This window comes from Micromonospora sp. NPDC047557 (assembly GCF_043205095.1).
Taxonomy (GTDB): Bacteria; Actinomycetota; Actinomycetes; order Mycobacteriales; family Micromonosporaceae; genus Micromonospora.
Genome location: NZ_JBIDDK010000013.1, coordinates 119,849 through 146,206, shown reverse-complemented (window position 1 = coordinate 146,206; position 26,358 = coordinate 119,849). Strand labels below are relative to the sequence as shown.

Annotated in this window: 22 protein-coding genes; 10 read left to right on the top strand and 12 right to left on the bottom strand. The window is 72.9% G+C overall.

Annotation, left to right across the window (positions count from 1 at the left end; translation table 11 throughout):
* Window positions 1–75 precede the first annotated feature (75 nt).
* Both ACGGAQ_RS25880 and ACGGAQ_RS25875 read left to right on the top strand, forming a co-directional pair.
* Window positions 76–597, top strand: coding sequence for a hypothetical protein (locus tag ACGGAQ_RS25880; protein WP_393053287.1), 522 nt, complete (start codon window positions 76–78; stop codon window positions 595–597).
* 75 nt (window positions 598–672) lie between these two features.
* Window positions 673–1,446 (top strand): class F sortase, encoded by a 774-nt coding sequence (locus ACGGAQ_RS25875; protein ID WP_393053411.1) that lies wholly within the window; start codon window positions 673–675, stop codon window positions 1,444–1,446.
* Here ACGGAQ_RS25875 and ACGGAQ_RS25870 read toward each other — a convergent pair.
* Window positions 1,392–2,171: a TioE family transcriptional regulator gene (locus ACGGAQ_RS25870; RefSeq protein ID WP_393053285.1), complete on the bottom strand. Its 780-nt coding sequence runs from the start codon at window positions 2,169–2,171 to the stop codon at window positions 1,392–1,394. The genes ACGGAQ_RS25875 and ACGGAQ_RS25870 overlap by 55 nt on opposite strands.
* Window positions 2,172–2,226: 55 nt before the next feature.
* Here ACGGAQ_RS25870 and ACGGAQ_RS25865 point away from each other — a divergent pair, with 55 nt between their 5' ends.
* Window positions 2,227–3,816, top strand: a complete 1,590-nt coding sequence (locus ACGGAQ_RS25865; RefSeq protein WP_393053282.1) for a DUF6194 family protein — start codon at window positions 2,227–2,229, stop codon at window positions 3,814–3,816.
* A 62-nt stretch (window positions 3,817–3,878) separates the two neighbouring features.
* On the opposite strand, the gene ACGGAQ_RS25860 is transcribed toward ACGGAQ_RS25865, so the two are convergent.
* Window positions 3,879–4,415: an HNH endonuclease gene (locus tag ACGGAQ_RS25860; protein WP_354860605.1), complete on the bottom strand. Its 537-nt coding sequence runs from the start codon at window positions 4,413–4,415 to the stop codon at window positions 3,879–3,881.
* A 266-nt stretch (window positions 4,416–4,681) separates the two neighbouring features.
* Here ACGGAQ_RS25860 and ACGGAQ_RS25855 point away from each other — a divergent pair, with 266 nt between their 5' ends.
* The 3 genes from ACGGAQ_RS25855 to ACGGAQ_RS25845 all read left to right on the top strand — a co-directional run bounded on the left by ACGGAQ_RS25855 (window position 4,682) and on the right by ACGGAQ_RS25845 (window position 7,852).
* On the top strand, window positions 4,682–5,740 hold the full coding sequence (locus ACGGAQ_RS25855) for a mechanosensitive ion channel family protein (RefSeq protein ID WP_393053408.1): 1,059 nt from the start codon (window positions 4,682–4,684) through the stop codon (window positions 5,738–5,740).
* A gap of 234 nt (window positions 5,741–5,974) precedes the next feature.
* Entirely contained in the window at window positions 5,975–7,354 is a 1,380-nt protein-coding gene (locus ACGGAQ_RS25850) for an MFS transporter (RefSeq protein WP_393053279.1), read from the top strand.
* Between the two features lie 108 nt (window positions 7,355–7,462).
* Entirely contained in the window at window positions 7,463–7,852 is a 390-nt protein-coding gene (locus ACGGAQ_RS25845; protein ID WP_393053276.1) for a globin, read from the top strand.
* A 33-nt stretch (window positions 7,853–7,885) separates the two neighbouring features.
* Here ACGGAQ_RS25845 and ACGGAQ_RS25840 read toward each other — a convergent pair whose 3' ends face one another.
* The 4 genes from ACGGAQ_RS25840 to ettA all read right to left on the bottom strand — a co-directional run bounded on the left by ACGGAQ_RS25840 (window position 7,886) and on the right by ettA (window position 11,453).
* Window positions 7,886–8,470 carry a YbjN domain-containing protein gene (locus ACGGAQ_RS25840; protein ID WP_393053273.1) on the bottom strand — a complete coding sequence of 195 codons (585 nt, stop codon included), beginning with the start codon at window positions 8,468–8,470 and terminating at the stop codon, window positions 7,886–7,888.
* A 132-nt stretch (window positions 8,471–8,602) separates the two neighbouring features.
* Complete coding sequence (locus ACGGAQ_RS25835) at window positions 8,603–9,334, bottom strand: hypothetical protein (RefSeq protein WP_393053270.1); 732 nt, start codon at window positions 9,332–9,334, stop codon at window positions 8,603–8,605.
* A complete protein-coding gene (locus ACGGAQ_RS25830) occupies window positions 9,331–9,777 on the bottom strand; it encodes an acyl-CoA thioesterase (protein WP_393053267.1) in 447 nt (148 codons plus the stop codon). Before ACGGAQ_RS25830 ends, ACGGAQ_RS25835 begins: the two co-directional genes overlap by 4 nt.
* Complete coding sequence (gene ettA, locus ACGGAQ_RS25825) at window positions 9,777–11,453, bottom strand: energy-dependent translational throttle protein EttA (protein ID WP_393053264.1); 1,677 nt, start codon at window positions 11,451–11,453, stop codon at window positions 9,777–9,779. Before ettA ends, ACGGAQ_RS25830 begins: the two co-directional genes overlap by 1 nt.
* Before the next feature lie 311 nt (window positions 11,454–11,764).
* Between ettA and ACGGAQ_RS25820 the strand changes: the two genes are divergently transcribed.
* Window positions 11,765–13,165: a trehalose-6-phosphate synthase gene (locus tag ACGGAQ_RS25820; protein ID WP_007464229.1), complete on the top strand. Its 1,401-nt coding sequence runs from the start codon at window positions 11,765–11,767 to the stop codon at window positions 13,163–13,165.
* A gap of 41 nt (window positions 13,166–13,206) precedes the next feature.
* Entirely contained in the window at window positions 13,207–15,768 is a 2,562-nt protein-coding gene (otsB, locus tag ACGGAQ_RS25815) for a trehalose-phosphatase (RefSeq protein WP_393053405.1), read from the top strand.
* Between the two features lie 238 nt (window positions 15,769–16,006).
* Here the strand turns inward: otsB and cobA are convergent, their stop codons facing one another.
* From cobA to cobC, 3 genes are read right to left on the bottom strand one after another with little or no spacing between them, the layout of a single operon-like run.
* Complete coding sequence (cobA, locus tag ACGGAQ_RS25810; protein WP_393053260.1) at window positions 16,007–17,239, bottom strand: uroporphyrinogen-III C-methyltransferase; 1,233 nt, start codon at window positions 17,237–17,239, stop codon at window positions 16,007–16,009.
* 31 nt (window positions 17,240–17,270) lie between these two features.
* The gene (gene cobT, locus ACGGAQ_RS25805; protein WP_355066229.1) at window positions 17,271–18,350 is read right to left on the bottom strand and encodes a nicotinate-nucleotide--dimethylbenzimidazole phosphoribosyltransferase; all 1,080 of its coding nucleotides are present in this window, start codon (window positions 18,348–18,350) and stop codon (window positions 17,271–17,273) included.
* On the bottom strand, window positions 18,350–19,432 hold the full coding sequence (gene cobC, locus ACGGAQ_RS25800; protein WP_393053257.1) for an Rv2231c family pyridoxal phosphate-dependent protein CobC: 1,083 nt from the start codon (window positions 19,430–19,432) through the stop codon (window positions 18,350–18,352). The genes cobT and cobC overlap by 1 nt, the downstream gene beginning before the upstream one ends.
* 122 nt (window positions 19,433–19,554) lie before the next feature.
* On the opposite strand from cobC, the gene ACGGAQ_RS25795 reads away from it, so the two are divergent.
* Window positions 19,555–21,684 (top strand): transglycosylase domain-containing protein, encoded by a 2,130-nt coding sequence (locus ACGGAQ_RS25795; protein ID WP_393053254.1) that lies wholly within the window; start codon window positions 19,555–19,557, stop codon window positions 21,682–21,684.
* 9 nt (window positions 21,685–21,693) lie between these two features.
* Here ACGGAQ_RS25795 and ACGGAQ_RS25790 read toward each other — a convergent pair whose 3' ends face one another.
* Window positions 21,694–22,263: a GNAT family N-acetyltransferase gene (locus ACGGAQ_RS25790; protein WP_393053251.1), complete on the bottom strand. Its 570-nt coding sequence runs from the start codon at window positions 22,261–22,263 to the stop codon at window positions 21,694–21,696.
* The gene (locus tag ACGGAQ_RS25785) at window positions 22,260–23,663 is read right to left on the bottom strand and encodes a cobyrinate a,c-diamide synthase (protein WP_393053248.1); all 1,404 of its coding nucleotides are present in this window, start codon (window positions 23,661–23,663) and stop codon (window positions 22,260–22,262) included. The genes ACGGAQ_RS25790 and ACGGAQ_RS25785 overlap by 4 nt, the downstream gene beginning before the upstream one ends.
* Before the next feature lie 173 nt (window positions 23,664–23,836).
* Here ACGGAQ_RS25785 and ACGGAQ_RS25780 point away from each other — a divergent pair, with 173 nt between their 5' ends.
* Entirely contained in the window at window positions 23,837–24,658 is an 822-nt protein-coding gene (locus ACGGAQ_RS25780) for an SURF1 family protein (RefSeq protein ID WP_393053245.1), read from the top strand.
* Between the two features lie 22 nt (window positions 24,659–24,680).
* Here ACGGAQ_RS25780 and ACGGAQ_RS25775 read toward each other — a convergent pair whose 3' ends face one another.
* Window positions 24,681–26,273 (bottom strand): ATP-dependent DNA ligase, encoded by a 1,593-nt coding sequence (locus ACGGAQ_RS25775; protein WP_393053401.1) that lies wholly within the window; start codon window positions 26,271–26,273, stop codon window positions 24,681–24,683.
* Window positions 26,274–26,358: the final 85 nt, after the last annotated feature.

The window sequence follows — 26,358 nt, the reverse complement described above, 5'->3', positions numbered from 1 at the left end:
CCTCCGGGCCAACGGGAACTCAGCCCGCGTGCCCAGGGGAGGGTTCCGGCGGTCGTCGCCGGTTGGGGGGAAATCATGCAGGGACTTCGCACGATCAACCGCGCACTCTCGTCCGCGCTGGCACTGGTGGGGCTCATCGGGGCGTTCGTCCTGTTGTCTGTCGCACCGGCGCGTGCCGGTGAGAACACATTCGTCGAGGTGACGCCGAACAGCGTCCCGGCGGGCAGCCGGGTCACGATCCGCGCGAGCTGCGACAACAACAACAATCGACAGGCCACCGTGCAGTCCGACGCGTTCGGGCGCGTGATGCTCAGACCGGACAACGGCTTCCTCAAGGGGGAGGTCACCGTTCCGGGCAACAAGGAACCCGGTGACTACCAGGTCGACCTGCGGTGCCAGAACAACCAGACGGCCCAGACGATGCTGACCGTGCTGAACATGGCCTCGCCCAGCAAGGGGCCGGCGACGGGGGGCGGCGGCACCGCGGGCGGCCGGGGCATGGGGTCGGTCCTGGTCGTCGGCGGCGTGGCCCTGGTGGCCGCCGCGGTCGCGCTCGGCATGGCGGGCGGTCGGCGTCGGACCGGAGCCGGCTCCTGAGCCGGAGCTGCCATGACCCGCAGATCCGCGCGTGCGCGGTCGGACCACCGTGCCCGCCTCCGGGCCGCAGCGGCCCTGCGCGCCTCGGGACGGCTGGTGGCCCGGGTCTCGGTTCGGCTGCGCCGGGTCGCCGGGCAGGCGGGGTCCGCCAGCGTCGCCACCACTGATCCGGACGCCCGCCCGCTGCCGCCGAGCCGTCCCGCCGGGTCGCCGCTGCTCCGGCGTCGGCTCGGCACCGGGCCGGGACTGCCGGTCCTGGCCGTGGCCACGCTGATGGTGCTGATCGTGGCGATGTTGGGCGTCGAGCAGGTGACCGGGGTGAGTCTGCTGCCGGACCGGATCAGCGCCGGCCTGCGACCGCCGCCGAAGAAGTTCCCGGTGCTGCCGGCCAGCCGCCCGACCGCTCTCTCGATCAGCAAGATCGACCTGCGGGCTCCGCTGCACGACGTGGGCATCGCCCCGGACGGCACCATCGCCGTGCCCGACGTGGGCCGCGCCCAGGAGGCCGGCTGGTACGACAAGGGCCCCACCCCCGGCCAGTACGGGCCGGCGGTGATCGTCGGACACGTGGACACCACCACCGGCCCGGCCGTCTTCCACCAACTCCGGGAACTGCGCGCGGGAGACCAGATCGAGGTCACCCGCTCCGACGGCCGGGTCGCGGTCTTCGAGGTGGACTCGCTGGAGCGGTTCGACAAGGACCGACTGCCGGTGGACGAGGTGTACGGCGACTTCAGCCGCCCCAGCCTGCGGCTGATCACCTGCGGCGGCCGGTGGGTGGGCGGTGAGAGGGGCTACTCGGACAACCTGGTGGTCTTCGCCTCGCTGGTCAAGGCCCGTGGTGGTTGATCGCCGGCGCCGGCGTCGAGGTACTCGGCGAGCCGGGCGGCCCCGGTGAGCATGGCCCGGCCGCGCTCGGTGAGCCGTCGGCGCCACTGGCCGAGCGATGCGGCGAGCGGTTCGGCGCCACCGGCGTCGCGTACCCGGCGCAGCACGTCGGCGATGTGGTCGAGCCGGTACCCGCCCCGGCGCAGCAGGTGGGCGAGTTCCGCGTCCCGGACGTCGTCGGGCGAGTAGACGCGGTGGCGGGTCACCCGGTCGCGCTCCGGCCGCAGAATTCCGGCCGACTCCCACTTGCGCAGGGTCGCGGGTCGTACGCCGAGCCGGTGTGCGAGCACACTGATCGGCACGGCTCTCCGGCCCTGCGGGGCGGGCTCTGTCGCGGTGAGAGTCGTGACCGCCGCCTCCACCGCGTCCAGGGTCTCCCGGTCGCGTTGCAGCAGCGCGTGACCGCTGTCGATCGTGCGCAACGCCGTGTCGATCTCGCCCCGGTTGACGGCGCGCATGATGTCGCCGCTGGCCGCGTGGCCGTGACCGACGATGAGCGCGAGGTAGGCGCTCAGTGCTGTGGCGTGCACCTCGGTGAACCGGCGGTACCCGGTCGCGGTGCGCTCGACAGGTGGCAGCACGCCGTCCCGTTCGTAGTTGCGGACGGCCTGCGCCGACAGTCCGTGCCGACGCGCGAGATCGAACGGTCGGCGTACCCCGGGGTTTGAGGGTTTTGTGGTTGTCACTCGCGCTCCATCGCTCTGAAGTCTCCACCGCTGGTGCAACGATACGGTTGATGCAATGACCACCCTTGTTGACCTGCTTGCCGGCTCCCCCGCGCTGCTCGCGCTCGGCGAGCCGACGCACGGTGAATCCGCGTTCCTCCAGATCCGCAACGACGCCTTCCTGACGCTGGCCGAGCACGGCTACCGGTCGATCGCCCTGGAGAGCGACCGGGCCGCGGGACTGCTCGCCGACGCGTTCGTGCAGGGCACGGCCGTGCCGCTCGACCGCGCGCTCGCCGAGGGGTTCAGCCACGGGTTCGGCGCCGCGCCGGCCAACCGTGACCTGCTGCTGCGGATGCGCGAGTGGAACGACGGACGGCCCGCCGCCGAGCGCCTGAGATTTCATGGCTTCGACGCCCCGCTGGAGATCGAGGGCGCCCCGAGCCCGCGGCGTCACCTGCTGCGGGTGTGCGAATTCCTCGACATGGACCGGTCGGTCGAGATCGACGACCTCGTCGGGGACGAGGCCCGCTGGAGCGACACGGCCGCGATCTGGGAGCCGGGCCGGTCGGTCGGACGCTCGTCCGACGCCCAGCGACTGCGGGTGCTCGCCGACGACCTGCTGACCGAGTTGTACCTGCAAGCGCACCGACGGCCCGAGGGCTGGCAGGCGGCATTCGTCCACGCCACGTCGGCGGTCGCGGTGCTGCGCTATCACGCGGCGGCCGCGGCGCCACTGGTCCAGGAGGAACGCTTCGCCCACCTGGCCGCGGTCCGGGGCGCGCTGATGGCCGAGAACCTGCTCGCGATCCGGGCGGTCGAGGCACACCGTGGACCCACGCTGGTCTTCGCGCACAACACGCACCTCCAGCGCCACCCGAGCACGATGACGGTGGGCGGCGCGACGGAGGTGTCGTGGGCCGGTGCCGGCGCGATCGTCGGAGCGTTGCTGGGCGAGCGGTACGCGGTGATCGTCGGCAGCCTCGGCGCGAGCCCCGCGCTCGGCATCGACGTGCCCGCCGCGTCGACCTACGAGGGCAGGCTCCAGCAGAAGGTCGCCCTCCCCGGGTACGTCCGGGCGGCCGAGATTGAGCCGGCTGAGCGGCGAGAGCACGACTACCGCTACTTCCCGCTGGACCAGGCCACCATCGACCACGCCGACGCGGTGCTGCACATCCCGACCGGCGTCGACGCGACCGTGCTCGCCGACCGGATCCGCGCGCTGCCCGACGTCGAGCAGGTGGTGGCGAGCGAGGAGGACGGGTCACCCGAGGGCGCCTGGGGCGACCGGTTCTTCTACGTCGGCTCGGATCGCCGCCAGCCGTTCGCCACCATCGTCGAGCACGACGTGCCCGGCTTCGACGAAGCCGCGCAGCTGGACCGCCCCGGCGTCTTCCGCCTCAACCTGGACCTGGGCCGGGCCGAGTTCGAGAGGATGTTCGGCTTCCCACCGAAGGCGTTCGAGGAGCACCGGGACGCCTTCGACTTCGCCCGGCTGGACACGGTCATGCCGCACCCGGGGTACGCGCTGTACGGCTTCGCCAGCATCGTGATGCCGGGGCCGCAGATGCTGCCCGAGATCGACCGGCTGTTGGCCGTCGCGCACACCCGGGCGGTCGACCGGCACGAGCGCGCGACCCGCCGAGCGGCCGCGCAGCAGGACTGAGCCCGACCGGCGGTTCCGCGCCGCCGGGGCAGGTCGGGCCGCTTCGGGCTCGCGCAGATCGGTCAGGCGGCCGCTTCGGGCTCGCGCAGGTCGAGCCAGTCGGCCCAGCGCGGGTCCGGAGCGCGGTGCCCGAGGACCCGCCAGGCGGTGCCCTTCGGCGCGGTCGGCAGGGCGTGCAGCCGCCAGCCCAGCTCCGCCGGGGTCTTGTCGCCCTTGGTGTGGTTGCACCTGGCGCACGCGGCGACCACGTTCTCCCAGGCGTGCCGGCCACCCCGGCTGCGCGGAAAGACGTGGTCGATGGTCTCGGCCGGCCCTCGGCAGTAGGCGCACCGCCAGCCGTCCCGGGCGAAGATCGCTCGGCGGGACAGCCCGACGTGGGTGCGGTAGGGCACCCGGACGAAGCGGGTCAGACGGACCACCGACGGCACGGGCAGCGCGTCGCGGGCGCTGTGCAGGATGCCGTCACCGTCGGCGACGCAGACGGCCTTGGCGGAGAGGACGAGGATCGCGGCGCGACGCACCGACACGACACACAGGGGCTCGTAGGTGGCGTTGAGGACCAGCGCGCCGGAGCCCACCGTGGGTCGTATGTCAGGCATCGCGCTCACCCTCCCGGTTCAGCGGCTGCTGCGAAACGCCGCCGACCGGAGTTGGGCACGAAGGCCCGCACCGTCGACGCCCGTTCGATCACCGACGTCCGTTGCGCCAATAGTCCCTGATCGGACCCCGGATTGCACGTACTAATCCGGGGTCGGACATGAAGCTCTTTCCCGCACCTGTCACGATGGCCGGTTCGCCCCGGTCCGACCCGGCGCTCGGGCGCATCTCACCCGGCCGGTGGGTCGGCGGCGGCCGGTCCGGGGCGTTGCGGTACGAAGACAGGGTGAGTGCCGCCAGCGAAACGCCCCTTGCCCTGTCCGACGCCGTGTCGGTGAACTGTCAGGGCAGCACCTCCTGCGAGTGGATCTACGAGATCACCAGGTCGGAATGGTTCGCCGAGGGCAGCTACTGGATCCTGCTCAAGCCGCTGCGGGTGCTGTTGATAGTGGCGCTGGCAATGGTGGCCCGCTGGGCGCTGCACCGGACGATCAACCGACTGGTCCGGACGACCACCGACGGCGCCGTGCCGACCATGCTGCGGCCGCTGCGCGAGCGGGTGCCCACGGCCGCGGTCGACCCGGCCGAGTTCGTGCCGGAGCGCCGCCGGCAACGCGCCGAGGCGATCGGCTCGGTGCTGCGCAGCCTGACCACCGCGTTCGTCTTCGGCATCGCGCTGCTGATGATCTTGCGCGAGTTCAGCTTCGACCTCGCCCCGCTGCTGGCCAGCGCCGGGATCGCCGGCGTCGCCCTGGGCTTCGGCGCGCAGAGCCTGGTCAAGGACCTGATCGCCGGGCTCTTCATGCTCATCGAGGACCAGTACGGCGTGGGCGACAACGTCGACCTGGGCGAGGCGACAGGTGTCGTGGAGGCGGTGGGGCTGCGGGTCACCACGGTCCGCGACGGACGCGGCGTGCTCTGGTACATCCGCAACGGCGAGATCATCCGGGTGGGCAACAAGAGCCAGGGCTGGGCGCTGGTGGTCGTGGACCTGCCGATCGGCTTCAGCGGCACGGAGGAGGCCAGCGCCGTGCTGCGCACGGCCGCCGCCTCGGTGGCGCTGGACCCGGAGCTGTCGCCGGAGATCGTGGAGGCCCCGGAGGTGCTGGGTGTCGAGCAGATGACGGTGGATGGCGCCGTGATCCGTACGGTGGTGAAGACGACGGCCGACGGCCAGTTCGCGGTGAGCCGGGAGCTGCGCCGCAGGCTGGCGGAGGCGCTGGAGAACTCGGGGATCACCGCGCAGATCGCCGCCGCCCGCATCTATCCCGGTGTGTCGAGCCGGCCGTTGCCGGAGGGTGAGACCGGCCAGGGCGGCGCCACCTGACACCGGCGAAACTGGCCGGCAATACAGGGGTCGCCAGCCGCCCGGCCCCTGGAGTATCGTCCGTTCGTTCAGTCGGGGATGCGACGAACGATCCGTTCGCCCTAGCTAGTTGTCAGACGATCGGGCAGAATCCGGAGCACGCGTTCCCGCCGGAGCGTGGTCACATCCTCGCTGATCCGTAGATCTGACGAGTGTTCCCGGCCCGGCCGCCACGAGCTGCCGTTACGGGGGCCGATGGAGGCGACGGTGCCCGACGAGCGACCTTCCGCGGAAGGCCCGGCCACTTTTCGCGAAGTGTTCGCCCAGCGCGAGTTCCGTGCCGTCTTCGCGGCCGGGGCTCTCTCCTGGGTCGGTGACTACGTCGCCAAGGCCGCCGTGACCCTCCTCGTCTACCAGCAGACCAGGTCCGTCGCGCTCTCCGCCGCCGCGTTCGCGGTCAGCTACCTGCCGTGGCTGCTGGTTGGCCCGCTGCTCGCCGCCCTGGCCGAGCGGCACCCGTACCGTCGGGTGATGGTGGCGTGTGACGTCATCCGGATGGCGCTGATGCTGCTCATCGCCCTCCCCGACCTGCCCGTTCCGGCGCTGCTGGTGCTGATCTTCGCGGCCACGCTCGCCAACCCGCCGAGCCAGGCCGCGAAGTCCGCGCTGATGCCGCAGATCCTCGCCGGGGACCGGCTGGTGGTCGGGCTGTCGCTGAACGCCAGCATCGGGCAGGCGGCCCAGGTCGTCGGCTACCTGCTCGGCGCCGCCGTCGCCTCCATCGACCCGACGGTCGCGCTGCTGTTCAACGCGGTCACGTTCGGCCTCTCGGCGCTGCTGGTCCGCGTCGGCGTGCGGAACCGGCCAGCGACGATGACCAGCGCGCACCGCTCTCACCTGCTCCGGGAGACCGCCCAGGGGTTCCAGATCGTGTTTGGCACGCCAGTGCTGCGGGCCATCGCGGTGCTGGTGTTCAGCGCGCTGCTGTTCTCGATCGTTCCGGAAGGGCTGGCCGCGGCCTGGGCCAACAAGGGCTCCTCCGGCGGCATGGACCCGGGCACCGCGCAAGCGGTGATCATGGTCGCCAATCCGGTGGGCTACGTCCTGGGTGGGCTGCTGGTGAGCCGGCTGTTCGGCCCGACCCGCCGGCTGGCCCTGATGCGGCCCCTCGCGGTGTTCTCCCCGCTGGTGCTGGTGCCGGCGCTGTTCGACCCGCCACCGCTGGTGGTGGCGTTGCTGGCCGCCCTGTGCGGGTTCGCGGTCGCCGGGATGATGCCGATGGCCAACGGGCTCTTCATCCAGGCGTTGCCGGACGGATTCCGGGCCCGCGCGTTCGGCGTGATGGCCACCGGCGTCCAGGTCATCCAGGGTCTCGCGGTGCTGGTCACCGGGCTGCTCGCCGAGCGGTTCTCCATTCCGGTGGTGGTGGGGGTCTGGAGCGCCGCCGGGGTGCTGCTGATGACAATCGCCGCCCTGCGCTGGCCGGACAAGCAGACGGTGGACGACGCCATCGCCAAGGCCGCCGCGGCCAACGCCGAGCCGACCCCCGATCCGGGCGGCACCGCCGCCGACGGCACGCCGGCGGGCACCGACCTCCGGCCCGCGGACGGCCACCGCCGGCACGCGGTCACCTGATCCACAGCGTGAGCCGGCGCACGGCCTCCGGGTCGGGTCGGCGGCCCACGCACCTGGCAGGATGGAACGGTGAACCCCGCAGGTGAATCCGACCGTAACGATGCGTCGATGACCCTCTTCGAAGCGGTCGGCGGCGAACCCACCTTCCGCCGGCTGGTGGACGAGTTCTACGTCGGCGTCGCCACCGATCCCCTGCTGCGACCCATGTACCCGGAGGAGGACCTGGGCCCGGCGGCCGACCGGTTCGCCCTCTTCCTGATGCAGTACTGGGGCGGGCCGAACACGTACTCCGCACAGCGCGGGCACCCGCGGCTGCGCATGCGGCACGCGCCGTTCCGGATCGGCGGGGCCGAGCGGGACGCCTGGCTGCGGCACATGCGCCAGGCGGTGGACCGGCTCGACCTGGAGCCGCAGCTCGCCGTCGCTCTCTGGGACTATCTGGAGCGGGCCGCGTACTTCATGGTCAACGTCATGGAGGACCCGGCCGAGGGCGCCTGACGGCGCCTTCCGGCACGGACGCCGCGGGGCGCCTCAGAGCAGGGCGCCCTCGTCGTGCAGCCAGTCCACGAAGCTGGCGGCCACCGCCGCGCCGCAGTCGAGCATCTCGACCAGCAGAGCGTCGTGGGTGCCGGCGCCCAGCGGCACCTGCAACTCGGCGTAGATCGGCAGCTGCCCGCGCTCGGTCGGGTCGCCGATGTACGCCTTGCAGAAGCGGCGGGTGTGGTTCCACTCGTTGACCACCCGGTAGGCCCGGTCGGCCCAGTCCGGCGGAACCGTGGCGTGCGGGCGGGCCCGCATCACCAGGATCTCGTCCTCGGGGCCCTCGAGGGTCACCAGCACGGCGTGCCGCTCCCACATGGCCAGCAGGTTGCCGTCGCCGTCGGCCAGGTAGCGCACGTCGAGCAGGTCGAGTGCGTCGCAGACGCGGCTCAGGCTCACCGGCTCGATGGTCGCCGGCATCTCGGTCAGTACGGGCCGGTCGCTGCCCGGGCAGTCGTCCCCCGGCTGGCGAGGGTTCGGCGGGCCGACCCGGACCGCGCTCTCCACTGTGATCCCGCTTCGGGTTTCCGGATCGCCGCCGTCGGCGGGACCGGGGCGCCATGACCACCACGGCATCGCTCGTCGCACCTCACTCCCCAGCGGATCCAGCCGCCTACGGTGCGTTGGATCCGAGGATGGACGGTACCCGGACAGCCGGGTTGAAGCATCCCCCCAACGGCCGCACCGGCCCAGAAGAATGAGCAGGGGTCATCCGTTCGGACGAGTGGCGAGGGGCGTCACGGCGAGATCGGTGGCCTTCTGCAACCAGGCCGCTCCGTATGGTCCCACCAGGCCGACCCAACGGCCCGCCACCCGCACCTGGACCTCGGAGCGCGCGCCAGGACCGGCCGGATCGTCGATCGCGCCGAGGAAGCCCATCCGGACCAGCCCCTGCACCAGCCGCTGCGGCACCTCGACGGCAGGCCCCGGCGGATCGTCCGGCGTGACCAGCACGGCCACGTGGTCGAGCAGCGCGTCGCGCAACGCGCGCTGACCCACCGCGCGGCCCGCCACCCCCTGCTCGCTCGCGGTACGCAGGGTGCCCGCCGCCGCGTCGGCGATCCGCCGCACCTCGACGGCGGGCAGCACCTCCACCGGCTCGCTGCGCGCCGGTGGCAGCGGCCAGCGCCACTGCGCGTCGCGGCGGGCCGGCAACGTCGCGCCACCGCGTTCCAGCTCGGCCAGCAGGTCGGCGGCGCCCACCGTGACGTCTCCGGCGGCCCCACCGGCGACCGTCCGGGCCACCAGCACCTGCCAGGGCAGCCGGGCGAACAGGGCGACCCGGCCGGGAGCGCCAGCCGGCCGCAGCCGGACCGGCGCTGCCGGGTCCAGCCGGACCAGCCGGGCCAGGAAGGCACCCGCGTCGGCCACGCCGGTCACGCCGTGCCCGGACGGCGACGCCGCCACCCGGTCCGGGTCGGCGGTGCCCGGCCGCGTCACGCCCCGCCGCCCTGCGGGGCGTACGTGAGCAGGAACTCCCGCTCCTCGGGCGTGATCCGCCGGGGCACCTGGCGGGTCAGGTCGAACGGCACCAGCACCGAGCGGGCACGGCTGGCCAGCACCTCGCCGTCGTACAGCTCGTACGCGACGGTGAACCGTGAAGCCTTGATCTCCTCCACCCACAGCTCGATCCGGACGGTGGGCGCGGCCTCCGCGGTGGCCCGACCCAGCGCGTAGTCGACCGGGCGCAGGTAGTCGACCTCGTGCCGGCGGATCACCACGCCGTCGGCGAACGAGCCCACTCCCCAGACCCGGCCGCCGGCGAACATCAACGCCACCCGCGCCTCCTCGTAGAGCGTGAGGAAACGCGAGTTGTTGACGTGGCCGTACGCGTCCAGGTCGGACCAGCGCAGAGTGCAGTGGTAGACGAACCGGTCGGACATCAGTCGCGGGTCAGCTTGCGGTAGGTCACCCGGTGCGGCCGGGCGGCCTCCGCGCCGAGGCGGTCGATCTTGTTCTTCTCGTACGCCTCGAAGTTGCCCTCGAACCAGAACCACCTGGCCGGGTCCTGGTCGTCACCCTCCCAGGCCAGGATGTGCGTGGCGACCCGGTCCAGGAACATCCGGTCGTGGGAGATGACCACGGCGCAACCGGGGAACTCCAGCAGGGCGTTCTCCAGGCTGGAGAGCGTCTCCACGTCGAGGTCGTTGGTCGGCTCGTCGAGCAGGATGACGTTGCCGCCGATCTTCAGGGTCAGCGCCAGGTTCAGCCGGTTGCGCTCACCACCGGAGAGCACCTTGGTCGGCTTCTGCTGGTCCGGGCCCTTGAAGCCGAACGCGGCGATGTACGCCCGCGACGGCATTTCGACCTTGCCCACCATCAGGTAGTCAAGCCCGTCGGAGACGACCTCCCAGACGGTCTTGTCGCCGTCGAGGCCCTGCCGGTTCTGGTCGACGTACGACAGCGAGACGGTGGGGCCGACCCGGACCTCGCCGCTGGTGGGCTCCTCCAGCCCGACGATGGTCTTGAACAGCGTGGTCTTGCCGACGCCGTTCGGGCCGATGATGCCGACGATGCCGTTGCGGGGCAGCGAGAACGACAGGTTGTCGATCAGCAGCCGGTCGCCGAAGCCCTTGCTGAGACCGTTCGCCTCGATCACCGTGCTGCCCAGGCGCGGGCCCGGCGGGATCTGGATCTCCTCGAAGTCCAGCTTGCGGGTCTTCTCCGCCTCGTTGGCCATCTCGTCGTACCGGTCCAGGCGGGCCTTGGACTTGGTCTGCCGGGCCTTGGCGTTGGAGCGGACCCACTCCAGCTCCTCGGTGAGGCGCTTCTTCATCTTGGCGTCGCGGCGACCCTCGACGGCCAGCCGGGCGGCCTTCTTCTCCAGGTAGGTGGAGTAGTTGCCCTCGTATCCGATGGCCCGGCCGCGGTCCAGCTCCAGGATCCAACCGGCCACCTTGTCCAGGAAGTACCGGTCGTGGGTGATCGCCATGACGGTGCCGGCGTACTTGGCCAGGTGCTGCTCCAGCCAGGAGACGCTCTCCGCGTCCAGGTGGTTGGTGGGCTCGTCGAGCAGCAGCAGGTCGGGCGCCTCCAGCAGCAGCTTGCAGAGCGCGACGCGGCGGCGCTCGCCACCGGAGAGCTGGGTCACGTCGGCGTCCGGCGGCGGGCAGCGCAGCGCGTCCATGGCGAGTTCGAGCTTGGAGTCGATGTCCCACGCGTCGGCGTGGTCCAGCTCCTCCTGGAGCTTGCCCATCTCCTCCATCAGCTCGTCGGAGTAGTCCGTCGCCATCTGCTCGGCGATCTTGTTGAACCGCTCCAGCTTGGCCTTGGTCTCGGCGACCGCCTCCTCGACATTGCCGAGGACGGTCTTGGCGTCGTTGAGCGGGGGCTCCTGGGCGAGCATGCCGACGGTGTAGCCGGGCATCAGCCGGGCCTCGCCGTTGCTCGGCTTGTCGAGCCCTGCCATGATCTTGAGGAGGCTGGACTTACCGGCGCCGTTCGGGCCGACCACACCGATCTTGGCCCCCGGCAGGAAGCTCAGCGTCACGTTGTCGAGCACGACCTTGTCGCCGTGCGCCTTGCGCGCCTTTTCCAGGACGTAGATGTACTGGGCCACGGTGCGGGCTACCTCCGTCGGTTTGCTGTCGCCTGAGTCGGCGGCGCGGCGCGGGCTAAGACCTGCACCCGCCGCCGCCGGCCGGGAGCCGGCCGCGCGCACGCCATCGTCAATCCTGACAGGTACGGCGCGCTTCGCCCACATCACCCCGCCCGAGGAGTACGCGGGCGGCGCGGCTGTCGACAAGATCACCGTTAGGATTTCGGCGCTGAAGAGGCGGGTAGGAGACTCCGGCACGGGGCACAAGACGCCGCAGCTACGCTCAGTACGCTCATCGCGGTGGACCCGTCAGCACCCGGAGGTGGCCGATCGTGACCGTCCGTAGCTCCTTTGTCGTAGTGGCGAACCGTCTGCCGGTCGACGAGGTGAGCACACCCGAGGGACGGCAGTGGCGACGCAGCCCGGGCGGGCTGGTCACCGCGCTGCATCCCGTGCTCGCCGAACACCAGGGCACCTGGGTCGGCTGGGCCGGCGGCACCGGTGCCGCCCCCGAGCCGTTCGACCTGGAGGGCATCCGGCTGCACCCGGTTCCGCTCAGCGCCGAGGAGTTGGAGCGCTACTACGAGGGCCAGTCGAATGCGACGATCTGGCCGCTCTACCACGACGCGGTGGAGACACCGGCGTACAAGCGGCGCTGGCGCGAGGCGTACCGCCTGGTCAACGCGCGGTTCGCGGAGGCCGCGGCGGACGTGGCGGCCGAGGGCGCGACGGTCTGGGTGCAGGACTACCAGCTCCAGCTGGTGCCGGCGATGCTCCGCGAGCTGCGTCCGGACCTGCGGATCGGGTTCTTCCTGCACATCCCGTTCCCGCCGATCGAGCTGTTCATGCAGATGCCGTTCCGCACCGAGATCCTGCGCGGTCTGCTCGGCGCGGACCTGGTGGGTTTCCAGCAGCGGCTGGCCGCGCAGAACTTCGTTCGGCTGGCCCGGCACCTGCTCGGGCTGCGCTACGAGGGGCAGATGATCCAGGTCGACGGGCGACAGGTGAAGGCGGGCGCCTTCCCCATCTCGATCGACACCCAGGAGATGGAACGGATGGCCGCCGACCCGGCGATCCAGGCCCGGGCCAAGCAGATCCGCGCCGAGCTGGGCGACCCGAAGACGATCATCCTGGGCGTGGACCGGCTGGATTACACCAAGGGCATCGAGTTACGGCTCAAGGCCTTCCGCGAACTGCTTGCTGACGGAAAGTTGACAGTTCCGGACGCCGTTATGGTGCAGGTGGCCACACCGAGCCGTGAGCGCGTCGAGCACTACCAGGCACTACGGGTCAAGGTAGAGCGCGAAGTTGGTCGGATTAATGGCGAATTCGGCCGAGTCGGCGTGCCGGCCGTGCATTACCTCCATCAGTCGTACAGTCGCAGTGAACTGGCCGCGATGTACGTTGCTGCGGACGTGATGATGGTGACCCCGCTGCGAGACGGTATGAATCTGGTAGCCAAGGAGTACGTCGCATCACGCGCCGACCAGGGCGGTGCGCTCGTGCTCAGCGAGTTCGCTGGCGCCGCAACGGAGCTGCGCCAGGCCTTCCTGTGTAACCCGCACGACCCGGACGCGGTCAAGGACGCCCTGCTCCGGGCCGTGCACGTGGAGAAAACCGAGGCGCGCCGCCGGATGCGGACAATGCAACGTCACCTGCGTACCCACGACGTGGGGCACTGGGCCAAGTCTTTCCTCTCCGAACTCGGAGTTCCCGAGGCGGAGGCCGCGTGAACACGTCCGTCAACGACGGAGCGGCGATCACCACCGGGGTGATGGACCCCGAGCTGCGCTCTGCCATCGGCCGGATCGCCCGGGTTCCGCAGCTCCTGATCGCCTGCGACTACGACGGCACACTCGCGCCGATCGTGGAGGACCCGAGCACCGCCGTACCGCTGCCCGAGTCGGTGGCGGCGATCCGCGCGCTCGCCGCGCTGCCGCAGACGAGCGTGGCCGTGGTCTCCGGCCGGGCTCTGCGGGACCTGGCCGCGCTCTCCCGGCTGCCCAGCGAGGTACACCTCGTCGGCAGTCACGGCTCCGAGTTCGACATCGGTTTCGTCGAGCGCCTCTCCCCCGAACTGGTCGCGGTGCGCACCCAGGTGCGCAACGCGCTGCGGGAGATCGCCGCCGAACACCCCGGCATCCGGCTGGAACGCAAGCCGGCCAGCGTCGCGGTGCACACCCGGGGCGTCGACCCGCAGGTCGCCGCGGCGGCCATCGAGGCGGTCCGCAACGGCCCGGCCACCTTCGACGGCGTCACGGTGACGCAGGGCAAGGAGGTCATCGAGCTGTCCGTGGTGGCCACCCACAAGGGCACCGCCGTCGACCAGCTCCGGACCCAGCTCTCGGCCAGCGCGGTGCTCTTCATCGGCGACGACGTCACCGACGAGAACGCCTTCGGCAACCTGCACGGGCCGGACCTCGGCATCAAGATCGGCCCCGGCGAGACCAAGGCCGGCTTCCGGGTGGCCGAACCCATCGAGGCCGCCCGCGCGCTCGGGCTGCTGCTGGAGACCCGCCGCCACTGGCTCTTCGGCGAGCGGGCGGTGCCGATCGAGCGGCACTCGATGCTGGCCAACGGTCGTACGGTCGCGTTGCTCACGCCGGAGGCGAAGGTCAGCTGGCTCTGCCACCCCAAGCCGGACTCGGCGGCGATCTTCGCCGACCTGGTCGGTGGCAGCCCGGCGGGTCACTTCAGCGTCGCCCCGGAACGCGGGGGCATCCCGCTGGGCCAGCGCTACCGCTCGGGCACGATGACCGTCGAGACCCGGTGGTCCGGGCTCACCGTCACCGACTGGCTGGACAAGCCGGCCCGTGAGACGACGCCGGACGGCCCGGCGGTGGTCACCGGCGACTCGACCCTGGTCCGGGTGCTCACCGGCAACGGTCGCGTCCGGGTGGAGTTCGCCCCGCGCCCCGAGTTCGGTCAGGTCGCCGTGCAGTTGCAGCCGCTCGGCGACGGCCTGCTGGTGCTCGGCTCGAACGAACCGGTCGCCCTCTACTCCCCCGGGGTCGAGTGGCAGGTCAACAACGACGGCGGGTACGAGACCGCCAAGGCGGTCGTCGACCTCTCCGCCGCCGGCGGGCAGGTCGTGCTGGAGCTGCGCTTCGGCACGCACAGCCTGGAGCACCACCGGGTGCCGATCCACGAGCGGCAGGCCGCGGCCGAGCAGCCGTGGAAGGACTGGGTGGCCTCGCTGCGGCTGCCGTCCACCTCCCGCGACCTGGTGGCCCGCAGCGCGCTCACCCTGCGCGGGCTCTGCCACGAGACGACCGGCTCGATCCTGGCTGCGGCCACCACCTCCCTCCCCGAGGAGCTGGGCGGCGTCCGCAACTGGGACTACCGCTACTGCTGGCTGCGCGACGCCGCGCTGACCGCCCGCGCGCTTGTCGACCTCGGGTCCATCGAGGAGGCCGAGGCGTTCCTGCGCTGGGTCGACGGCTGCATCGAGCGCACCGGCGGCCACCCGGAGCGACTGCACCCGCTCTACACGATCGACGGCTACGAGCTGGGCGCCGAGGCGGTGATCGACACGCTGCCCGGGTACGCCGGCTCCCGGCCGGTCCGGGTCGGCAACCTCGCCAACCACCAGCTCCAGCTCGACGTGTTCGGCCCGATCGCCGACCTGATCGCGGCGGTCGCCGACGCGCGCGGCTCGGTCCGCGACGACGAGTGGCGGGTCCTGGAGAACATGGTCGAGGCGGTCCGTCGCCGGTGGCACGAGCCCGACCACGGGATCTGGGAGGCACGGCTGCCACCCCGGCACCACGTCTTCTCCAAGGTGATGTGCTGGATGACCGTCGACCGGGCGCTGCACGTGATGCGCCAGCACGGCGGCGAGGACCGGTCGGAGTGGAAGGACCTGCGCGACCGGATCGGCGCCAACGTGCTGGAACACGGCTGGCACGACGACGTCGAGGCGTACAGCGTCGCGTACGGGGACGAGGACATGGACGCCTCGTCGCTCTGGATCGGCCTCTCCGGCCTGCTCCCGGGTGACGACCCGCGCTTCCTGTCCACCGTCCTGAAGATCGAGGCGGACCTGCGCAGCGGCCCGGTCGTCTACCGCTACCACTGGGACGACGGCCTGCCCGGCCGTGAGGGCGGCTTCCACATCTGCACGGCGTGGCTGATCGAGGCGTACCTGCGCACCGGCCGCCGCACCGACGCCGAGGAGTTGTTCGCGCAGATGGTGCTCACCGCCGGCCCGACCGGGCTGCTCCCCGAGCAGTACGACCCGCTCGCCGAGCGCGGCCTGGGCAACCACCCGCAGGCGTACAGCCACCTCGGGCTGATCCGCTGCGCCCTGCTGCTGGACAACATGCTCAAGCAGTAGCCGACAGTCAGTTCGACGAAGGGCCGGGGCAGCGTTGCTCCGGCCCTTCGTCATTCGGCCGACGCCGGCCGGTCGAACCCCACCGGCGGGTACCGGTCACCCGAGAGCCGCCGTCGCGGCCCTCGCGTCGCCCTCTGCGCGGGGACCAGCCGGTCTCCGCCGCCCGCACCGCCCGGGGTCCGCTCCGCCGCCCGCACCGCCCGGGGCCGCTCCGCGCCCGCCTGGACCGTGCCACCGGTCACCCGTCGAGGGCACCCACCACGTCGCCGAGCACCACGACCGCGGGCGGGCGCACCTCGGCGGTGAGCGCGTCGGCGGCCACCGCGCCGAGCGTGGACCGCAGCGTCCGTTGAGCGCCTGTGGTGCCCTCCTGGACCACCGCGGCCGGCGTCTGTGGCGACCGGCCGTGCGCGATAAGCGTCTCGGCGATGGCGGCGAGGTTCTTGAGCCCCATCAGGATCACCAGGGTGCCGCGCAGGCCCGCGAGGGCGTCCCAGCGCACCAGCGAGGCCGGCGAGTCGGGTGCCACGTGCCCGGAGACGACTGTGAACTCGTGCGCCACCCCCCGGTGGGTGACCGGGATCCCGGCGGCGGCGGGCGCGGCGATCGAGCTGGTCACTCCCGGAACGACTGTCACCGGTACGCCGGCCGCCGCGCAGGCCAGCAGCTCCTCGCCGCCACGGCCGAAGACGTACGGGTCGCCGCCCTTGAGCCGGACCACGACGGCGCCGGCCAGGGCACGGTCGACCAGGATCCGGTTGATCTCCTCCTGGGCCCGGGACGGGCCGTAGGGGATCTTCGAGGCGTCCACCAGCTCGACGTCGGCGCGGAGTTCGTCCAGGAGCAGACCGGGCACCAGCCGGTCGGCGACCACCACGTCGGCCTCGGTGAGCAGCCGCCAACCCCGCACGGTGATCAGCTCCGGGTCTCCCGGGCCGGCCCCGACGAGAGCCACCCGCCCGGCGGTCGCGCCGGTCGTCGCCTCGGCGTCGGGCCGGACCCGGGTGGGAGCAGCGTCGCGTACGGCGAGCAGGTCGCGGATGGCATCGCGGACGGTCATCGCGCGGCGGGGGTCACCGCCGCCGAGCACCGCCACGGTGACCGGGCCGTGTCGGGTCACCGCCGGCGTCCAGGCCGTGGCGGCGGTCCGGTCGTCGGCCCGGACGCAGAAGATCCGCCGCTCGGCGGCGACGGCGCTCACCGCAGCCGCCGCCATCGGATCGTCGATCGCCACCTGGACCAGCCAGGCCCCGTCCAGGTCCTCGGGCACGAACCGGCGCGGCGCCCAGTGCAGCCGACCCGCGTCCACCCGGGCCCGCAGCGCCGGGGTCAGCTCCGGGGCCACCAGCAGGACGTCCGCGCCGGCATCCAGCAGCGCCGGCACCCGCCGGGTGGCGACCGCACCGCCGCCCACCACGACCACGCGTCGCCCGTCGAGCCGCAGGCCGAGAGGGTACGGGCTGGCGCTCACCCTGTACCGCCGGAGCGTTCGCTGGGCGTCGTCACTTCTCGGCCACCCCGGCGGAGTCGAAGGTGGCCACGTCGTGCAGCACGCGGACCGCGCCGGTGACCACCGGCAGGGCCAACAGCGCGCCGGTGCCCTCGCCGAGGCGCAGCCCCAGGTCGATCAGCGGGTCGAGGCCGAGGTGGCGCAGTGCCACCGTCGCGCCCGGCTCGGCCGAGCGGTGCCCGGCGACCATGGCCGCGACCGCGTCCGGTGCGAACGCGGCGGCAGCGAGCGCCGCCGACACCGCGATCACGCCGTCCAGCAGGACCGGCGTACGGCGGGCCGCGGCGCCCAGGATCAGCCCGGCCAGCGCGGCGTGCTCCAGGCCACCGACGGCGGCGAGCACGCCCAGCGGGTCGGCCGGATCGGGCGTGTGCCGGGCCAGCGCGGCCCGCACGACGGCCACCTTGTGGGCGTACGTCGGGTCGTCGATCCCGGTGCCCCGGCCGGTGGAGTCGAGCGGGTCGACGCCGGTGAACGCGGCGATCAGCGCGGCGGCCGGGGTGGTGTTGCCGATGCCCATGTCCCCGGTGAGCAGGATGCCCGCCCCGGCGTCGATCAGCTCGTCGGCGATCCGGATGCCGGTCCGCACCGCCGCGAGGGCCTCGTCCCGGGTGAGCGCGGCGGTCACCGTGAGGTCCCGGGTGCCCCGGCGCACGGAGGCGGTGACCAGTCGGGGCGCGGACGGGTCAGCCGGCCCGGAAGCCTCGGGAACGGGCAGCGGGGTGGCCACCCCGACGTCGACCACGGTGACCGAGGCGCCGGCCTGGCGGGCGAACGCGTTGACTACCGCACCGCCGGCCAGGAAGTTGCCGATCATCTGCCCGGTGACCTCCTGCGGCCACGGGCTGACCCCCTGGGCGTGCACCCCGTGGTCGCCCGCGAAGATCGCCACGGCGGCCGGCTCGGGCACCGGCGGTGGGCAGGCCCCGGCGAGCCCGGCGAGGCGTACCGACAGATCCTCCAGCAGGCCCAGAGAGCCCGGCGGCTTGGTCAGCCGGCCGTGCAGCTCGCGGGCGGCGGCCATCGCTGCCTCGTCGAGTGGCCGGATGGCCGAAATCGTGGTCTCCAACATCATGCCTCCATGGTCTCGCGCAGCACCTCGATGAACGCATCGGTGGTGTTCCGGTCGCGTACCGCCACCCGCAGCCAGTCCGGGCCGAGCCCGGGGAAGGTGTCGCCCCGGCGTACCGCCCAGCCCCGATCGCGCAGGCCCTCCCGGACCCGGTTCGCGTCGGGCAGGTGCAGCAGGACGAACGCGCTGGCCGGGCGGCCCGCGACGCGTACGCCGGGCAGGTCGGCCAGGCGCGCGACCAGGTGGTCGCGGTCGGCGGCGAGGTCGGCGGCGATCGCGCGTTCGGCCTCGACCGCGACGGGGGTAGCGCAGGCCGCGGCGGCGGCCAGCGCGGGCGTGGAGACGGCCCAGAGCGGCTGGACGGCGGCCAGGCGGGACAGCAGCTCGGGGGCGCCGAGCAGATAGCCGATCCGCAGGCCGGCCAGGCCCCACGTCTTGGTGAGGCTGCGCAGGACGAGCAGCCCGGGCAGATCCCGCCGCTCAGCCAGCGACTCCGGCTCGCCGGGGTGCGCGCCGCCGGTGGTGTCGGCGAACGCCTCGTCGATGACCAGCACCCGGCCGGGACGGGCGAGCGCGGCCAGGGTCCGCGCGGGGTGCAGCACCGAGGTGGGATTCGTCGGGTTGCCGATCATCACGAGGTCGGCGTCGTCGGGCACCAGGGACGGATCGAGCCGGAACCCGTCGGCCGGGTCCAGCAGCACCCGCTCGACCGGATGGCCGGCGGCCCGTAGCGCCGCCTCTGGCTCGGTGAACTGCGGGTGCACCACCACGGGTCGGCGGATGCCCCGCAGCGCCTGGGCGATCAGCACGAAGCCCTCGGCGGCGCCGGCGGTGAGGAGTACCTCGTCCGGGTGACGCCGGTGCCGGGCGGCGACGGCGGCGCGGGCCGGCGCCGGGTCGGGGTAGCGGGCCAGGTCGGTGAGGGTGGCGGCGATCGGGTCGGCCAGCCAGGCCGGCGGCGGCGCCTGGCGGACGTTGACGGCGAGGTCGATCAGCCCGGCGCCCACCTCGGCGTCGCCGTGGTGCGCGAGGTCCAGCTCGGCCCCGGTGGGCGGGGCGACGGGGATGGGCTGATCACGCATGTCCGCGATCCTTCCGGGAAGGTGGCCGGCGGGACAGTCGATGTCGGCGTAAGCCATGTCACCACCTCGCGGGTTTATGAGTTCTTCTCATGTACGAATCGGAAATGTCATAACTTTGCCACGTGAGCAACCGACCCCTTGCTGCCGCTGGTCGACTCGTTCCTCTTCTCCGCGCCGGCCTCATCGCCGGCATCGTGATCGCCGCCGTCGCGTACCCGGTGGTCGCCTTCACCGGGCTCGGCGCGAAGGCCACCGCGCACGCCACGGAGCAGAAGACCAGACTGCTGACCACCGCCCTGCCCGCCGAGACCTCCTACCTCTACGCCCCGGACGGCAAGACCGTGCTGACCATGTTCTACGAGGAGTACCGGCAGTACACGAAGCTGTCGGACATGTCGCCGAACATCCAGCAGGCGATCGTCGCCGCCGAGGACAACCGCTTCTACCAGCACCACGGCGTCGACCCGAAGGGCGTGGCCCGCGCCTTCGTGTCCAACGCCCGCTCCGGCGGCTCCCAGGGCGCCTCGACGCTGACCATGCAGTACGTCCGGATGGCCCTGCGGGACAGCGCGAACACCCCGAAGGAGGTCCAGGAGGCCACCCAGCAGACCAGCCTGCGCAAGATCAAGGAGATGCGCATGGCGCTGGACCTGGAGAAGGAGCTGAGCAAGGAGCAGATCCTCGAGCGCTACCTGAACTCGGCGTACTTCGGCCACCGGGCGTACGGCATCTACGCCGCCAGCGAGATCTTCTTCTCCAAGACTCCGAAGGACCTCACCCCGGTCGAGGCGGCCACCCTCGCCGGGCTGGTCAAGTCCCCTTCCGAGTACGACCCGGCCGACACCGACCAGAAGGACGCCACCGGGCGGCGCAACTACGTGCTGGACCGGATGAGCCAGCTCGGCTACCTCTCCCCCGACTCGGCCGCCGCCGCGAAGACCGAGCCGATCCGGCTCAAGCTCACCACCCCGCCGAGCGACTGCGCCTCGATCATCGAGAAGTACCGGAGCTGGGGCTTCGCCTGCGACTACCTGAAGAACTGGTGGAGTTCGCAGCCCGCGTTCGGGGCCAACCGGCTGGAGCGGATGGACAAGCTGCGTCGGGGCGGCTACCGCATCGTGCTCAGCCTCGATCCCAAGATCCAGGAGGCGGCGGAGAAGAACGTCGGCGCCAAGGAGGGCACCGGCAGCCCGTTCGCCAACGGGATCGTGGTCTCCGAGCCGGGGACCGGGCGCGTGAAGGCGATGGCGGTGAACCGGAACTACTCCCTGGACCTGGCCGACAACCCACCCAGCTCCAACCCCGAGGCCGGGCCGAAGGTGAAAGCCAACTATCCGAACACGGTGGCGCCGCTGCTCGGCGGCGGCGATCTGCCGGGCTACCAGGCCGGGTCGACGTTCAAGATGTTCCCGATGCTGGCCGCGCTGGACTCGGGAATGACGCTGTCCACCTCGTTCAACGCCCCGTACCGCTACAAGTCGTCGGTCTACGACGGCTGGGCGCCCTCCAATGCCAGCGGCGCGATGACCGGACAACAGACCATGTGGTCCGGCTTCGGCAAGTCCGTCAACACGTACTTCGTGTGGCTGGAGGAGAAGGTGGGCGCGGATAGGGCGGTCCGGCTGGCCGAACAGCTCGGCCTGCGCTGGCGCACCGACGTCGACCGGGAACAGGCGTCCCCGGGCAAGGCCAAGAAGTGGGGCGCGTTCACCCTGGGCGTCTCCGACGCCACACCGCTGGAGATGGCGAACGCCTACGCCGCCGTGGCGGCCGACGGGCGCTACTGCGAGGCGATCCCGGTGCAGGCGATCATGAACCGGGACGGCACCCCGGCCACGTACGCCACTCCGGGTGGTCTGCACCGTGAGGTCGCCAAGCCGCGCTGCCGCCAGGTGGTCAGCGCCGACGCAGCGAGGGCGGCCACCGACGCCGCCCGGTGCCCGACCGGGGACAGTCCGGCACGCGGCGGTTGCGGCGGCTGGTCAACCGCCGACAGCGTCCGGGGTACGGTCGGCCGCCCGGTCGCCGGCAAGACGGGCACCACCGACAGCACCCGGTCCGCCTGGTTCGTCGGCTACACGCCGGAGCTGGCCGCGGCGAGCTTCATCTCCGACCCGGACAACCCGTTCAACGCCGTCGGTGACGGGCAGTCCCAGATCCCGATCGCGGCGGTGGCCGAGACCCTGCGCGACGGCCTGAAGGGCACGCCGACCCGCCAGTTCACGCCACCGTCGGACGCCATCGTGGGATGACGGCGCGGATCAGCGCAGATCCGCGGCCACGAACGACCACAGTTCGAGGTCGACCCGGCCACCGCCGACGAAACCGGCGTTGCGCAGCAGCCCTTCGTAGCTGAAGCCGGCCTTCTCGGCGACCCGGCGGGACGCCAGGTTGCCGGGTGCCACCCGCAGCTCGACCCGCTGGAAGCCGTGCTCCAGGATCAGCGCGATGGCCACCGCGTCCACCGCCTCGGCGGCCAGGCCGAAGCCCCGGGCGTGGGGGGCCATCGCGTAGGAGACCTCGGTGAGCCGGGCGCCCCAGTCGGTGCGCCGCGTCCAGAGGGAGCCGACCATCTGGTCGTCCTCCCGGCGGACCACCGCGTAGTGGTCGCCCTCGCCGCTGTCGCGCCGCTGCCGGGCCAGATCCGTGCACCAGGCGTGCCCGTCGATCGGGCCGGAGTCGTCGGCCAGCGGCAGCCACCGCCGGGTCAGCTTGTCGGCGAAGATCTCCCCGGCGGCCGGCGCGTCCGCCGCCGTGAGCCGACGCACCTCCGTACGCGGAGTGGAGACGGTCAACGCCGGAAACCGGCGGACCGCCAACTCACCGATCACGCGGGCACCACGGGAGGCTGCGCGGGCACCGCCTCGGCTGCCGGCTCGCTCACCGCCGCCGCCACCACCCGGGCGGCGGTCGCCGGGTGTCCCGCCCAGTGCAGGGTGAGCTGCGAGGCGTGCACGTTGCGCCACACGAAACCCTCCGGCGTGCCGCCGTCCCAGCTCCAGGCCGGCCGCTGACCGGCGCGCGGGGTGAGCACCGCCTGGTGCTCCTTGTGCCCGACGACCACCGTGCCGCGCGCGGCGACCACGCTGTCGGTCTGGGCGGTGGCCTCCCGGTAGCCCACCACGAGGCCGTCGCGGCTCACACCCACCGCGTCCAGCACACCGCACATCGGCAGCCCGTCCAGCTCCCGAGCCAGCCACAGCAGGCCGGCGCCCTCGGCGACCACCGGCCGGCCGGTGCGGGCCAGCTCGGCCACCGCGATGCAGAGCCGCCGGTTGGCCGACAGCTGCTCGGCGTACGACTCGGGCAGCGCACCCCCGACGACCAGCGCGCGGGTGCCGACGGGCAGCGCCTCGTCGCGCAGCGGATCGACAGTGACCACCTCGGCGCCAGCGGCGGACAGCAGTTCCGCGGTCTCCGGGTGGCTGAAGCTGCCGCCCGGCCCACCGGCGAGCGCCACCAGCGGGCGCTGCGCCGGAACGACCAGCTCGCCGAGCGCCTCCTGCGGCGACCAGGCCGCCGCCGGCAGCGGCGGAGCGGAACGGGCCAGCCCGAGCAGCCGCTCCAGGTCGACCGTGGCGGCGACCGCCTCACCCAGCCTGCGCACCGCACGGACCGCGTCGGTCGAGGAGTCGACCACCGGCGCCACCCCGTGCCGGCGCGACGGCAACACGGCCGGCAGGTCCTGGCGACGCAGCGCGCCGTAGACCGGCACGCCGACGTCGTCCAGCGCCTCGCGCAGCATCGCCTCGTGCCGCGACGACGCCACCCGGTTGAGGATCACCCCGCCCAGCCACAACTGCTCGTCGTACGAGCGGAAACCGTGCACCAGGGCGGCCACCGACTGCCCCATCGCGGCCACGTCGACCACCAGCACCACCGGACTGCGCAGCGCGGTGGCCGCGGCGGCAGTGGACTCCTGCTCCGGGCGGCCACCGACGGAGTCGTACAGGCCCATGCTGCCCTGCACGACGGCGAGCGCGGCACCCGCGGCGCCGTGTGCGACAAGCGCGGCGAGCCGGTCGACGCCGACCAGCCGGGGATCGATCACCCGACCGGGCCGACCGGCGGCGAGACCGAGGTACGCGGCGTCGACATGATCCGGGCCGAGCTTGAACCCGGCGACGTCGACACCCCGCTCGGCCAGGGCGGCGAGCAGCCCGATCGCCAGCGCGTTCTTTCCGTGCCCGGAGGACGGCGCGCTGAGCACCAGGCGCGGCACGACGGTCATCATCGACTCCTCGCGGGCGGCGGCGGGTACGTGACGGACAACCGAAAAGGTCGATCCGTCGGCGTGACGATACCCGTCCGGTCCGACGGGCGAGTACCGCCAACCGGGGGTCGGCGGACCGTCCCGGCCCGGTCGCGGTGAGTGGCCCCGGTCATACGAGTAGCCTCGGTGCCGTGTACCGGTTCCTGCTGAGCCCACGCTGGTTGGGCGCCCTCGCGCTGACCCTGGTCGCCGCCGCCGTCATGGTGTGGCTGGGCAACTGGCAGCTGGACCGTTACCGGGGCCGTACCGAGATCAACGAGCGGATCGACGCGGGCGAGCGGATGGCCCCGGCGCCCCTGGCCGACGCGTTCCGCGCGCCCACCGGCGGCCCCGGGACCGCCGGCCCGGCCCCCGCGAAGGACAAGGTCTGGACCCGGATCGCCGCCACCGGCCGGTACGACACGTCGAACACCGTCCTGGTCCGTGGTCGGACTGTCGACAGCCGGGTCGGCTTCGAGGTGCTCACCCCGCTGGTGCTCCCCGACGGCAGCGCGCTGCTGGTGGACCGGGGCTGGATCCCGCCCGCGCCGGGCGGGGCGACCGCCCAGCCGTCGGTGCCCGCCCCGCCGGGCGGCGACGTGACGGTCAGCGGCCGGGTGCACGAGACCGAGAGCGGCGCCGGCACGGTGGACCGCCGCGACGGCCGGCTGGAGACGCGGCGGATCGCCGTACCGCGCCTGGCCCGCGAGCTGCCCTACCCGGTCTACGGCGGCTACCTGCTGCTGGACGACCAGACCCCGGCCGCCGACGGGGCGTTCAAGGCCGTGCCGGTCGGGCACACCAACAACTGGCAGAACTTCGGCTACGTCGTGCAGTGGTGGCTCTTCGCCGCGATGGCGCTCTTCGGCTACGGCTGGGTGGCCCGACGCGAGGCACGCCGGGCCGCCGGGCTCGACAGCGCGAGCGCCCCGCTGGACCGGGCGGCCGAGCCGACGCCGAGCGCGTCCGCCTGACCCGTCCTGCCTGCGGCCGGCGTCAGCCGGTGACCCGGCCGGCGTGGATGGCGCGGACCGCGTCGATGGTGTCCGCCTCGGCGGCGGACTTGTCGTCGCGGTAGCGCACCACCCGAGCGAACCGCAGGGCCATCCCACCCGGATAGCGGGTGCTCGTCTGCACCCCGTCGAAAGCGATCTCCACCACCTGCTCCGGGCGGACCCGGACCACCCAGTCGCCGCGCTCCACGGCGAGGTCGAGGAACCGCTCGGTCTGCCAGCGCAGCAGCTCGTCGGTGAGCCCCTTGAACGTCTTGCCGAGCATCACGAAGTCGCCCGTACGCGGGTCACGGGCGCCCAGATGCAGGTTGGACAGCCAGCCCTTGCGCCGGCCGCTGCCCCACTCGACGGCAAGCACCACCAGGTCGAGGGTGTGCCGTGGCTTGACCTTGACCCAGGCGCCGCCGCGCCGGCCGGCGTCGTACGGGGCGTCCGGTGCCTTGACCACCACGCCCTCCTGGCCGGCGTCGAGCGCGGCGGCGAACGCCGCGCCGGCCTGCTCCGCGCTGTCGACCTCCATGCGGCCCACCAGCAGCGACGCGTCCACCGCGCCGGCGAGCGCGGCCCACCGCTCCCGACCGGGCAGGTCGATCAGATCCTGGCCGTCGAGGTGCAGCAGGTCGAAGAAGTACGGAGTGAGCACCGTCGCGCCGGTGCTGGCGGCGGCCGCGAGCACCGCCGGGGCGACCGGAGTCCGCCCGGTGGTGCTCGGTGTGGTGCGCCGGGCGGCCCGGCTGGAGGTCTGCTGGAACGGCAGCGGGCGGCCCGTCTTGTCCAGGCCGATCGCCTCGCCGTCGAGCACCAGCTCCCGGCCGGGCAGGGCGCGGACCGCCGCGACGACCTCGGGAACCCGGTTGGTGATCTCGTCGAGGCTGCGGGTGAACACGGCGATGTCGGCGCCGGAGCGGTGCACCTGGATGCGGATGCCGTCGAGCTTCACGTCGACCACCGCCGGCGTGCCGGTCGCGGCCAGCGCCTCGTCGACCGAGGGGGCGCTCTGCGCGAGCATCGGCGCCAACGGCCGGCCGACCTGCAGGCCGAACCCGGCCAGCTCGGCCTCGCCGCCGGCCAGCGCGGCTACCGCCACGGCACGCAGGTCACCGGCGAGCAGCAGGGCCCGACGGACGGTCGCCACCGGCACCTCGGCGGCCCGGGCCACGGCGTCGGCGAGCAGCCCGGCCTGGGCGCCCTGGCGCAGCTCACCCCCGAACAGGCCGGTGAGCAGCCGTTGCTCGTCGGCGGTGGCCGCCGCGTAGAGGCCGCCGAGCAGAGCCCGGCGGCGGGCCTGCGACCCGGCGCCCTGCACGGCGGCGATCTGCTCGATGGCCGCGTCGACGGCGGCCACGGTCAGCGTCGGCTCGGTGGCCGGTGGCGGCAGGTCACGCAGACTCGCGTAGCCCACGCCGGTCTGCCGCTGGCGCAGCTCACCGGCGAGATAGCCGGCGCCGGGCTCCACCTCGGCCGGGTCGAGCCGGCGCAGCGCGTCGGCGAGCAGCTCCACCTTGGCCCGCCGGCCGCTGGTGGCGCCCACGGCGGCGGAGGTGGCCGCCAGGTCGATGAACCGCACGAAGCCCATCCTGCCAGCCACCTCCGACACCGCCCGGGCATTGCCGTGCCCGGGCGGTGTCGGCGCGGTGCCGCAGCCCACGAGGGGGCAGCGG

Coding starts and splice junctions, on each gene's coding strand:
- ACGGAQ_RS25880 (WP_393053287.1), top strand. CDS start 76: ATGCAGGGACTTCGCACGATCAACCGCGCACTCTCGTCCGCGCTGGCA.
- ACGGAQ_RS25865 (WP_393053282.1), top strand. CDS start 2,227: ATGACCACCCTTGTTGACCTGCTTGCCGGCTCCCCCGCGCTGCTCGCG.
- ACGGAQ_RS25860 (WP_354860605.1), bottom strand. CDS start 4,415: ATGCCTGACATACGACCCACGGTGGGCTCCGGCGCGCTGGTCCTCAAC.
- ACGGAQ_RS25850 (WP_393053279.1), top strand. CDS start 5,975: ATGGAGGCGACGGTGCCCGACGAGCGACCTTCCGCGGAAGGCCCGGCC.
- ACGGAQ_RS25845 (WP_393053276.1), top strand. CDS start 7,463: ATGACCCTCTTCGAAGCGGTCGGCGGCGAACCCACCTTCCGCCGGCTG.
- ACGGAQ_RS25840 (WP_393053273.1), bottom strand. CDS start 8,470: ATGCCGTGGTGGTCATGGCGCCCCGGTCCCGCCGACGGCGGCGATCCG.
- ACGGAQ_RS25830 (WP_393053267.1), bottom strand. CDS start 9,777: ATGTCCGACCGGTTCGTCTACCACTGCACTCTGCGCTGGTCCGACCTG.
- otsB (WP_393053405.1), top strand. CDS start 13,207: ATGGACCCCGAGCTGCGCTCTGCCATCGGCCGGATCGCCCGGGTTCCG.
- cobT (WP_355066229.1), bottom strand. CDS start 18,350: ATGTTGGAGACCACGATTTCGGCCATCCGGCCACTCGACGAGGCAGCG.
- cobC (WP_393053257.1), bottom strand. CDS start 19,432: ATGCGTGATCAGCCCATCCCCGTCGCCCCGCCCACCGGGGCCGAGCTG.
- ACGGAQ_RS25785 (WP_393053248.1), bottom strand. CDS start 23,663: ATGACCGTCGTGCCGCGCCTGGTGCTCAGCGCGCCGTCCTCCGGGCAC.
- ACGGAQ_RS25775 (WP_393053401.1), bottom strand. CDS start 26,273: ATGGGCTTCGTGCGGTTCATCGACCTGGCGGCCACCTCCGCCGCCGTG.